At 72.5% G+C, this 10,409-nt stretch carries 8 protein-coding genes; 3 read left to right on the top strand and 5 right to left on the bottom strand.

Going from position 1 to position 10,409, the window contains the following annotated elements; all coding sequences use genetic code 11:
- The 3 genes from ABZ070_RS31905 to ABZ070_RS31895 all read right to left on the bottom strand — a co-directional run.
- Window positions 1-914, bottom strand: a 914-nt coding sequence (locus tag ABZ070_RS31905) for an aminodeoxychorismate/anthranilate synthase component II (RefSeq protein ID WP_356638949.1), incomplete at its 3' end; no start/stop codon positions are given.
- 18 nt (window positions 915-932) lie between these two features.
- Complete coding sequence (locus ABZ070_RS31900) at window positions 933-2,162, bottom strand: cytochrome P450 (protein ID WP_356638947.1); 1,230 nt, start codon at window positions 2,160-2,162, stop codon at window positions 933-935.
- 22 nt (window positions 2,163-2,184) lie between these two features.
- Entirely contained in the window at window positions 2,185-3,288 is a 1,104-nt protein-coding gene (locus tag ABZ070_RS31895) for an ornithine cyclodeaminase family protein (protein WP_356638945.1), read from the bottom strand.
- A gap of 203 nt (window positions 3,289-3,491) precedes the next feature.
- On the opposite strand from ABZ070_RS31895, the gene ABZ070_RS31890 reads away from it, so the two are divergent.
- From ABZ070_RS31890 to ABZ070_RS31880, 3 genes are read left to right on the top strand one after another with little or no spacing between them, the layout of a single operon-like run.
- On the top strand, window positions 3,492-5,195 hold the full coding sequence (locus tag ABZ070_RS31890) for an AMP-binding protein (protein ID WP_356638943.1): 1,704 nt from the start codon (window positions 3,492-3,494) through the stop codon (window positions 5,193-5,195).
- On the top strand, window positions 5,192-6,454 hold the full coding sequence (locus ABZ070_RS31885; RefSeq protein ID WP_356638941.1) for a DegT/DnrJ/EryC1/StrS family aminotransferase: 1,263 nt from the start codon (window positions 5,192-5,194) through the stop codon (window positions 6,452-6,454). Before ABZ070_RS31890 ends, ABZ070_RS31885 begins: the two co-directional genes overlap by 4 nt.
- Window positions 6,455-6,480: 26 nt before the next feature.
- Window positions 6,481-6,675, top strand: coding sequence for a tautomerase family protein (locus ABZ070_RS31880; protein WP_356638939.1), 195 nt, complete (start codon window positions 6,481-6,483; stop codon window positions 6,673-6,675).
- Window positions 6,676-7,516: 841 nt separating this feature from the next.
- Here the strand turns inward: ABZ070_RS31880 and ABZ070_RS31875 are convergent.
- Together ABZ070_RS31875 and ABZ070_RS31870 are read right to left on the bottom strand one after the other, a co-directional pair.
- Complete coding sequence (locus ABZ070_RS31875; protein WP_356638937.1) at window positions 7,517-9,058, bottom strand: MFS transporter; 1,542 nt, start codon at window positions 9,056-9,058, stop codon at window positions 7,517-7,519.
- 100 nt (window positions 9,059-9,158) lie between these two features.
- A partial coding sequence (locus ABZ070_RS31870) for an acyl-CoA carboxylase subunit beta (protein ID WP_356638935.1) occupies window positions 9,159-10,409 on the bottom strand: 1,251 nt, incomplete at its 5' end.

Genomic DNA, 10,409 nt, shown 5'->3' with positions numbered 1-10,409 from the left:
GTGGTGCCGTGGTGGTCGCGGACGTGCACGGCCTGCTCGTGCGTGTGGTAGGTGAGGGTTTCGCCGAGCGGGCCGGCGGGTGCGCCCAGGAACGTGAAGCGGGCAAGGCCCGGTTCGACGCGGCTGCTGTCGAGCCAGAAGCGGGCCTCGGTCTCGCCGAACAGGGCCGTGAAGGCGGCGTGGGCGTCGGGCAGGTGGTCCACCTCGCGCACGTGCAGCCGGTACGGGCCCTGCACCTGCTCCGCCGCGGCGACGGCCGCGGTGGTGGGCGGGGTGGGGGTGGGTGGGGTGAAGAGGCGTTCGGTGGGGGCCGGGCGGCGGCCGCGGGCGCGCAGGGACAGGTCGCGGAAGTTGGCGAGCATGCGGTGGCCGTACTGGCTGCTGATCGATTCGGGGTGGAACTGCACGCCGTAGCGGGGCCGGGTGCGGTGGCGTACGGCCATCAGGACGCCGTCGTGGGTGTGGGCGGTGGCCTCGAGTTCGGCGGGCAGGCTGTGCACGCTCAGCGAGTGGTAGCGCACCACGGTCAGTGGTGAGGGGATGTGTCGGAACAGGCCGGTGCCGTCGTGGTGGATGTCGCTGGTGCGGCCGTGGACGGGTTCGGGTGCGTGGCCGACGGCGGCGCCGGCGAGCAGGCACAGGGCCTGGTGGCCCAGGCACACGCCGAGCAGCGGCAGGTCCCATTCGGTCAGGGCGCGGCGGCTGAGGCCCACGTCGGTGTCGGTGGCGGGGTGGCCGGGGCCGGGCGAGACGACGATGTTGTCGAAGTCGCCCACGTGCAGGGCCGCCCAGGTGCTCTCGTCGTCGTTCTTGACGACGAGGGGTGCCCTCCCGTTCACCTCGGCCAGCATCTGGAAGAGGTTGTAGGTGAACGAGTCGTAGTTGTCGATCAGCAGGGTTCGCACGGTGCGCACCGGGTGCCCCCTTTCGTGTCAGCGTCGCCGTACGGTCAGCGGCAGGTTCCGCACACCGAACAGCCCGTCGCGGTGGTAGCGCAGTGGTGCGCCGGCAGTGATGGTGATGTCGGTGAAGCGGTCGAAGAGGGCCTCGAGGGCGATGCGGCCCTCGAGGCGGGCCAGTGGGGCGCCCAGGCAGTAGTGGATGCCGTGGCCGAAGGCGATCTGGCGGCCGGCTGCCCGTTCGGGGTCGAAGCGCCGTGGGTCGAAGCGTTCGGGGTCGGCGAAGACCTGCTCGTCGTGGTTGGCGGACAGCAGGGAGGGCACGACCATGCGCCCGGCGGGGACGGGGGTGCCGGCCAGGACGGTGTCGCGGGTGGTGACGCGGGCCATGACGGTGATCGGCGGCCGCATCCGCAGTGTTTCCTCGACGACCTGCGGGATCAGGCCGGGCTCGGTGCGGGCGGCGGCTTCGGCTTCGGGGTTGGCCGCCAGGCACAGCACGGTGTTGCCGAGCAGCATGGAGGTGGACACGTGGCCGGCCATCAGCAGCAGGGCGCCGAACTCGACGATCTGGGTGTCGCTGAGCTGTTCGCCCTCGACGCGGGCGGTGACCAGTTTCGAGATCAGGTCGGTGCCGCCGGGGCGGGCCCTGCGGTCGCTGACGTGGTCCTGGAGGTAGGCGTGCAGGTCGCGCAGGGGTTGTTTGACGAGCCGTTCGTAGTCCTCGCCGGCCTCGTCGCCGAACTGCATGTCGGCCGGGTCGGCGACCTGCATCTGCAGCATTTTCTGCGACCAGGAGTGGAACAGGGCGCGGTCGGCTGCGGGCACGCCGAGGAGTTCGGCGATCACGATCACGGGCAGCGGGTAGGCGAAGTCGGTGACCAGGTCGAAGGTGTCGCCGTCGAGGTCGTCGAGGAGCTGGGCGGCCACTTCGGTGATCCGCGGCTCGAGGTCGGCGACCGTGCGGGGGGTGAAGGCCTGGCTGACCAGGCGGCGCAGGGTGCGGTGCAGGGGCGGGTCGATCACCGACAGGATCTGTTCGCTCAGCGCCGTCGACTCGGGGCGCAGCCGGCTGAGCTGGGAGGAGTAGAGCTGGGGGTCGGAGCTGACGGCGAGGACGTCGGCGTGGCGGAAGACGTGGAAGGCGCCGTACTCGTCCTCGTGGACGGGGTGGTCCCGGCGCATGGCGGCCAGCCAGGCGAACAGGTTGCCGGTGCCGTCGGCGAGGGTGGGACGGGCGGCGGGCGCGGTGGTGGGGGGCATCGTGCTCTCCTCGCGAATGTGGTCAGTGGGCCGGGGCCGGGGCCGGCAGCAGGTGCCGGTCACGGGGCCGGGGCCGGGCCCGGTGCGGGGGTGTGAGGGCGTAGGGGTCGAGGGCGTCGGCCGGGTGGTGCTCGATCGGCAGCCTGATGCCCAGGTCCCGTTCGGCGGCGACGTCCAGGAACACCTCCATCGCCAGGTCGTCCTGGAGGGCGAAGCCGGTCGAGTCGAAGACGGTCAGCGCGCCGTGGTGGGGGGTGGCGGCTTGCGGATCGGCGCACAGGTCGGGCAGCGCGGGGGCCGTCTCGTGGGCGCTCAGGCGCTGGCATTCGCCTTCGTGCAGGGCCTGTTGGAGGTGGTCGGGGTGGACGTGGGCGCGGCGCAGCAGGCTCAGCGGCAGTTCCGTCTTGCCGACCAGGTCGGCGCCGACGGCGTTGATGTGCAGGTGCGGGCGGATGTGGTCGGTGTCGGGCAGGACGGGGCCGTGGCCCTGGGGCACGGAGGTGGCGGTGGTGATGATGTCGGCCTGCGCGGCGATCGTGTGCGGCGGGGCGATCTCGACGGGCAGGCCGGTGAACGCGGCGCGGCGCGCGAAGCTGTCGCGGTGCGCCCTCTCGCTGTCCCACACCAGCACCCGCTGGAGGGGGAAGACGAGGGACAGGGCGTGCAGTTGGGTGACGGCCTGGGCGCCGGTGCCGATCAGTCCCAGGGTGCGGCTGTCGGGGCGGGCCAGCAGGCGGGAGGCGACGGCGGAGGCGGCGCCGGTGCGCAGGGCGGTGAGCAGCACCCCGTCCATCAGGGCGGTCAGCGCGCCGGTGGTGTCGTCGTAGCGGGCGACGGTGCCCACGATGGTCGGCAGGTTGAAGCGGGCGGGGTTGGCGGGACTGTAGCCGACGGTTTTGAGGGTGATGGTCTTGCCCGGGGTGCGGTGCGGCATCCATTCCCAGATGCCGGGTGCGGGATGCGTGCGTTCGAACCCGCCGCGTGGCGGGGACAGTTCCCGCTCGCCGCGGCCGACTTCCGCGAACCCCTGGGCGAGCCGGTCGATGATGCGGCGCATCAGCGCATCGCGTCCGACGGCGGCCACCACCTCGGCGACATCGTGCCGGCTCAGGACCCAGGTCTCCATCGGGTGCTCCCCTTGATCGCATCGTGTCGCCGGTGCCCGAAGGTGCCCGGGCCGTGCGGCGCTCATCCTGTCCGGCCCGGCTGACGCCGCCCTGATCGGCGCCTGACGGAACACGGCGTCGGCGGCGGCGCGCATCAGCGGCGTGTCAACGGCGCTGACGACACTGGGCCTGATGCGAGGGACGAGATGGGAAAGGACCCACGATGCTGGACGGATGCGTTCCCTGGCCCGCCGAGCTGGCCGCCAGGTACCGACAGGCCGGGTACTGGCGCGGTGAGCCGCTGGGCCGGCTGCTGGGTCAGTGGGCCGACTCCTACGGCGAGCGGGAGGCGCTGGTCAGCGCGGACGGGCGCCGCCGTATCACCTACCGGGCCCTTGACGGCTGGTGCGACCGGCTCGCGGCCGGGTTCGCCGAGCGGGGTGTGGGCGCCGGCGACCGGGTGCTGGTGCAGTTGCCGAACACGCCGGAGTTCGTCGCGGTCTGCTTCGCGCTGTTCCGCCTCGGGGCGCTGCCGGTGTTCGCGCTGCCCGCCTACCGCAGCAACGAGATCGGGCATCTGCTGCGTCTGTCGGGGGCCTGTGCCTACATCGTGCCCGCCTCGTTCAACGGTTTCGACCACGTCGAGCTGGCGGTGCGGATGCGCAGCGAGCATCCGCAGCTGCGGCACGTGTTCCTCACCGACACCCCCACCAACACCGGTACCGGTGCCGGTGCCGGCGGCGGGGGGGAGGTGCCGCAGGCCGAGGGGGTGACGTGGCTGTCCGAGGTGGACGGTGATCCGCGGCCGCTGAGCGAGCCGGACGCCTCGCAGGTGGCGTTCTTCCTGCTGTCGGGCGGCACGACGGCGTTGCCGAAGCTGATCCCGCGCACCCATGACGACTACGCCTACCAGAGCCGGATCACCGCCGAAATCTGCGGCCTGGACCGGGACAGCGTGTATCTGGCGGTGCTGCCGGCCGAGTTCAACTTCCCCTTCGGCTGCCCCGGCATCCTGGGCACCCTGCACAGCGGAGGGCGGGTGGTGTTCGCGCTGAGCGCGCAGCCCGAGGAGTGCTTCGCGCTGATCGAACGCGAACGGGTCACGCTGACCTCTTTGATTCCCACGATCGTGCATCTGTGGCTGGCGGCGGCAGCCACCGGCCACGGCCGCGACCTGAGCAGCCTTCAGGTGGTGCAGGTGGGCAGCGCCAAGCTGCACCGGGAGGTCGCGAGTCGGATCGGGCCGGAGCTGGGGGTGCGGCTGCAGCAGGTGTTCGGCATGGCCGAGGGGCTGCTGACGTTCACCCGTGACGACGACGCGCCCGAGGTGGTGCTGGGCACCCAGGGCCGGCCGGTGTCGCCGGGGGACGAGATACGGGTCGTGGACGGATCGGACCGGCCGGTCGCGGTGGGCGAGATCGGGGAGCTGCTGACCCGCGGCCCCTACACGCTGCGCGGCTACTACCGTGCGCCCGAACACAATGCCCGCGCGTTCACCGCGGACGGGTTCTACCGCAGCGGCGATCTGGTGCGGCTCACCGAGACCGGGGAGATCGTGGTGGAGGGCCGCGTCAAGGACGTCGTCGTCCGCGGCGGCGACAAGGTCTCTGCGACCGAGGTCGAGGGGCACCTGGGCGTGCACGAGGACGTGCAGCAGGCGGCGGTCGTCGCGATGCCCGACCCGGTGCTGGGCGAGAAGGTCTGCGCCTACATCGTGCCCGCGCCCGGCCGCAGCGCACCGACTCTCGCGCAGCTGCGGCGGCTTTTGCGGGCGCGGGGCCTGGCCGCCTACAAGCTGCCCGACCATGTGGAGGTCGTCGAGGCGTTCCCGCTGACCGGGCTCAACAAGGTCGACAAGAAGGCGCTGGCCGCCGACATCGCCGCCAAAGCGGCCACCGCCACCTTTGGGGCGGGTGAGGCGGCATGAACGCGGCCCCCTCGGGCGGCTACCGGGTTCCCTTCGCGCGGCGCGGCAGCGTCGTGGGCGAGGCGGACCTGGCGGCGTTGGCCGAACTCGTGCACGGCGACGGGCCGTTGACGTCGGGAATGTGGCGCGACCGGTTCGAGGAGCGGTTTCGTGAGCTCAGCGGGGCCCGGCACGCGCTGAGCGTCACCAGCGGCACCGTCGCGCTGGAGCTGGCGGTGCGGATGCTGGATCTGGCGCCGGGCGACGAGGTGATCGCCACGCCGCAGACGTTCCAGGCGACCGTGCAGCCGCTGCTCGACCACGACGTGCGGGTCCGGTTCTGCGACATCGACCCCGACACCCTCAACATCGACCCGGTGGTGCTGGAGTCGCTGATCACCGACCGCACGCGGGCGATCCTGCTGGTCCACTACGGCGGCCTGGTGGCCGACATGGACCGCATCATGGCCCTGGCGCGGCGCCGCGGGATCATCGTCGTCGAGGACAGCGCGCACGCGCTGGGCGCCCGCTACCGGGGCAGGCGGCCGGGCGCGCTGGCCGACATCGGCTGTTTCAGTTTCCACTCGACGAAGAACATCACCACCCTCGGCGAGGGCGGCATGATCACACTGGCGCGCGACGAGTGGGCCGAACGCATCCTGCGGATCCGCGACAACGAGGCCGACGGCGTGTATGCGGCGCTGCCCGCCGGGCAGGCGACGGCGCCGGCGCTGCTGCCGTGGATGAAGTTCGCCGACGGTGTCTACCGGCACCGGGCGGTGGGGATCCGCGCCGCGGGCACCAACGCCACGATGTCGGAGGCGGCAGCAGCGGTGGGACTGGTTCAACTCGCGTCGCTGGAGCGTTTCGTGGCCCGCCGCCGCGAGATCGCCGGCCGGCTCGACGCGGCCGTCTCCACCGTGCCGGGCACCCGGCTGCACCGCGCGGCACCCGACAGCCGCCACGCCTACCACCTGTACACGTTCTTCCTCACCGGCGGCCGCCAGGTCCGCGAACGGTTCGTGCGCGTCCTGGACGCGCTGGGGGTGGAGGTGCAGCTGCGGTACTTCCCGCTCCACCTGTCCCCCGAGTGGCGTCTGCGCGGCCACGGGCCGGGCGAGTGCCCGCAGGCCGAACGCATCTGGTTCGGCGAGCACATGAACCTGCCCTGCCATCCGGGCCTGAGCGACGCGCAGGTCGACCACATGGTCACGGCGGTCACCCGCGCCCTGCACGAGGCCTACGATCCCGCGGCCCCGGTGGGCGCCGCCCGCATATGACCATGCCGAAAGAGGCAGGAAGTGAGGTGGGCGCTGTGCCGTTCATCGAGGTGAAGATCTACGACCGCCGTCTTGACGAGCAGTCCGAGCGGGAGCTGATCGAGCGTCTGACCCAGGCCACGGTCGATGTGTTCGGCGAGGACATCCGCGACCAGACATGGATCGCCCTGTCGGCGATCCCCCCACGCCGCTGGGGCCAGGGCGGCGTCCCGGGCCACTGAACCGCTTCCCCCGACGGGCAGGGGCGTGCCAGGCACACGCGGACAGGGGCGGACAACCGGTGCTCGGCCCCGCCCCGGTGGCGGGGGTGGTCCTGGTCGCCCCGCCCGGCCGTGGCGGCCCCCTGTTTTTGGGGGGCCGTGCGGGGAGCGTCAGGCACCCACTGCAGCAGCCCGTTCGCCGACCGCCCCGACCGGGTGGACGCGGCAGCCTCGCCGGTGCTCGAAGCCCCACCCGCAGCGGGCACTCCCCCACCGGAGCCCCACCGGGGGTACGCGCCGGCGCACCTTCAGATCGCCCGGCGCTCGAGAGGCGGGGCGTGCGTGTCCGCCGGGCCCCGGGGCCGGCCGACGGGCACGCGATCTTCAGCCTCGCCGGCGCTCGAGACGCGGGGCCGTGGGCAAAGCTCCGGTGGCACCCGGCCCTGCAATGGTTCCGGGCAAGCCACCGTGGCGGACCATCTCCCGCTCTCGGCAACTCAACCGGCCATGGCCCATGTCGGCCCCGGTGGGGTGTTCGAGCCGCGCCGGGCCCCCGCAGCGCCCGTGCCGGGCCGGGCCCTCCCCCCGGGCCTCCGCGGGCGCACGCGCAACGCGCCCCCGCCGACCCGACTACTGTCGCGGGGCGCCTTTTGAGCCCCGCCGGTGTGAGGCGCCGGGCCCGTGGGGGCGGAAGCCCCCGCAGGCACCCGGACCGGGCCTGCCCGCAGGTCCGTGGGCGCATGCGCAACCGGAGATGCCCCCCGTCGACCCGACTACTGCCGCGGGGCGCCTTTCAGCCTCGCCGGTGCAGCGGCCCCTGCCGCCGGGTGGTCCGGGGGGCAGGGGCTGCTGCGTCGGGCGGTCAGGTGGTGGTGGCCTCCTGCGGGGTGGCCGGGGCGGGTGTGGTCTCGGTGGTTGTGGCGCGGTCGGCGCGGTGCAGCAGGAGGGCGGCCAGCAGGCCGCCGGTGAAGACGGCGGCCGCGCCGATGAGCTGGCTGGTGCTGACCGCGTCGGCGAACGCGTCGTGGATCTGGGGGGCCTGGCGGGGTGTGGCGTCGCGCAGGGCCGCGTCGAGGGAGCCGGCTCCGGTGATCGCTTCGGGCAGGTGGGCGGCGAAGCGGGAGCCGAGGATCGCGCCGAGGATCGCCACGCCCAGGCCGCCGCCGAATTCGGTGATGGTGCCCTGCACGCCGGCGCCGGCTCCTGCTTTGGCGGGCGGGATGGAGGACATGACGGCGGTGGCCATGGCGGGCATGGCCAGGGCGATGCCGCTGCCCATCAGGAGCAGGCCGGCGAGCATGCCGCCGTAGTGTGCGCCGGTGCCGGAACCGAGGACGGCCACCGCGGTCAGGCCCGCGGCCAGCAGGCTCATGCCGAGGGCGATGCTGCGTGCCGTGCCGAGTGTGGCGAGGAGTTTGGCGCCGATGCCGGCGAGGTTGAGGCACACGATGGTCAGGGCGAGCGGCGCGGTGCGCAGGCCGGCCTGCAGGGCGTCGTAGCCGAGGACGAGTTGGAGGTGCTGGGTGAGCAGGAACAGCGAGCCGGCCATGCCGAAGGCGACGAGCAGGCCGCCGGCGACGGCGCCGTTGAAGCGGCGGTTGGTGAAGAAGCCCATGTCGAGCATGGGGAAGGGGATGTGCAGCTCCCAGCGCACGAACGCGGCCAGGGCCAGTGCGCCGCCGGCGGCGGGCAGCAGGACCTGGGGGGAGGTCCAGCCGTGTTCGGGGCCGGAGATGATCGCGTAGACGACGCCGACCATGCCCGCGGTGGACAGCAGGGCGCCCACGAGGTCGGGGCGTTTGCCTTCGGGGTTCTTCGTCTCGGGCACCAGGCGGGCGACGGCGAGCAGTCCCAGGGCGGCGACGGGGAGGTTGATCAGGAAGATCGAGCCCCACCAGAAGTGGTCGAGCAGGGCGCCGCCGAGCAGGGGTCCGGCGGCGAAGCCCAGGGAGGAGACCGCGCCCCACAGGCCGATCGCGCGGGGGCGTTCCTCGTCGTCGAAGACCTGCATGATGACGGCGAGGGTGGTGGTGGCCAGCAGCGCGCCGCCCACGCCCATCCCGGCGCGGGCGGCGATGAGCTGCGCGGAGTCCTGCGCGAAGGCGGCCCAGGCGGATCCGGCGCCGAACAGGACCAGTCCGGCCATCAGCAGCAGTTTGCGGCCGTAGCGGTCGGCGAGGCTGCCCGCGGTGAGCAGCAGCCCGGACTGCACCAGCGCGTAGGCGTTGATCATCCACTGGATGTCGGCGGTGCTGGCGCCCAGGTCGGTGGTGAGGACCGGGATGGCGACGTTGAGGACGGTGTTGTCGAGCAGGACGACGAGCTGGGCCAGGCAGATCACGCCGAGGATGACCCAGCGCCTGGGGTCGCGTTCGGCCGCAAGGGACGGCCGGGTGCTGTGCAAGAGATGTCTCCAGGGGGTAGGGGCCCGCTGGTCGGGGGACCGAAGGGGGGGCTTGACGGGCCCGGGAGCGGATGGGGGGATCAGGCCGCCGGCGGTGCCCCTACTGCGGGGGGTTGCCGTGTTTGCGGGAGGGCAGGTCGGCGTGCTTGGTGCGCAGCATCGCGAGGGAGGCGATGAGGACCTCGCGGGTTTCGGCCGGGTCGATGACGTCGTCGACGAGGCCGCGTTCTGCGGCGTAGTAGGGGTGCATGAGCTCGGCCTTGTACTCCTTGACCATGCGCCGGCGCATCGCCTCGGGGTCTTCGGCGTCGGCGATCTGGCGGCGGAAGATGACGTTCGCCGCGCCTTCCGCGCCCATGACGGCGATCTCGTTGGTGGGCCAGGCGTAGGTGAGGTCGGCGCCGATGGACTGGCTGTCCATGACGATGTACGCGCCCCCGTACGCCTTGCGGAGGATCAGTGAGATGCGCGGCACGGTGGCGTTGCAGTACGCGTAGAGCAGTTTCGCGCCGTGGCGGATGATGCCGCCGTGTTCCTGGTCGACGCCGGGCAGGAAGCCGGGGACGTCGAGCAGGGTGAGGATCGGGATGTTGAACGCGTCGCACATCTGCACGAACCGGGCGGCCTTCTCGGAGGCCTCGATGTCCAGCACGCCGGCCAGCGCCTGGGGCTGGTTGGCGACGATGCCCACCACCTGCCCGTCCAGGCGGGCCAGCGCGCAGATGATGTTCCGCGCCCAGCGTTCGTGGATCTCCAGGTAGTCGCCGTCGTCGACGAGTTCCTCGATGACCTGGTGCATGTCGTAGGGGCGGTTGCCGTCCGCGGGCACCAGGTCCAGCAGCACCTGCGAGCGCCGGTCGGCCCGATCGTCGCTGTGCGCGGTGGGCGGGTTCTCCCGGTTGTTGGACGGCAGCATCGACAACAGGTAGCGGACCTCGGCGATGCAGGTCTCCTCGTCGTCGTAGGCGAAGTGCGCCACGCCGCTGGTCTGCGCGTGCACGTCCGCACCGCCCAGCCCGTTCTGGCTGATCTCCTCGCCGGTCACCGCCTTGACCACATCGGGGCCGGTGATGAACATCTGCGACGTCTCACGCACCATGAACACGAAATCGGTGAGCGCCGGACTGTAGGCCGCGCCGCCCGCGCACGGCCCGAGCATCACCGAGATCTGCGGAATCACCCCCGAGGCCCGGGTGTTGCGCTGGAAGATGCCGCCGTAGCCGGCCAGCGCCGAGACACCCTCCTGGATCCGGGCACCCGCACCGTCGTTCAGCGACACCAGCGGCGCACCCGCCGCGATCGCCATGTCCATGATCTTGTGGATCTTCGTGGCGTGCGCCTCGCCCAGCGC

It is taken from the genome of Streptomyces sp. NPDC006283 (genome assembly GCF_040613325.1).
Taxonomy (GTDB): Bacteria; Actinomycetota; Actinomycetes; order Streptomycetales; family Streptomycetaceae; genus Streptomyces.
The sequence above is the reverse complement of the archived record's forward strand: the minus strand, read 5'-3'. Positions and strand labels throughout refer to the sequence as shown.

Bases quoted from the DNA above. Each gene is read 5' to 3' on its own strand.
- ABZ070_RS31900 (WP_356638947.1), bottom strand. From the start codon at position 2,162: ATGCCCCCCACCACCGCGCCCGCCGCCCGTCCCACCCTCGCCGACGGC.
- ABZ070_RS31885 (WP_356638941.1), top strand. From the start codon at position 5,192: ATGAACGCGGCCCCCTCGGGCGGCTACCGGGTTCCCTTCGCGCGGCGC.
- ABZ070_RS31890 (WP_356638943.1), top strand. From the start codon at position 3,492: ATGCTGGACGGATGCGTTCCCTGGCCCGCCGAGCTGGCCGCCAGGTAC.
- ABZ070_RS31895 (WP_356638945.1), bottom strand. From the start codon at position 3,288: ATGGAGACCTGGGTCCTGAGCCGGCACGATGTCGCCGAGGTGGTGGCC.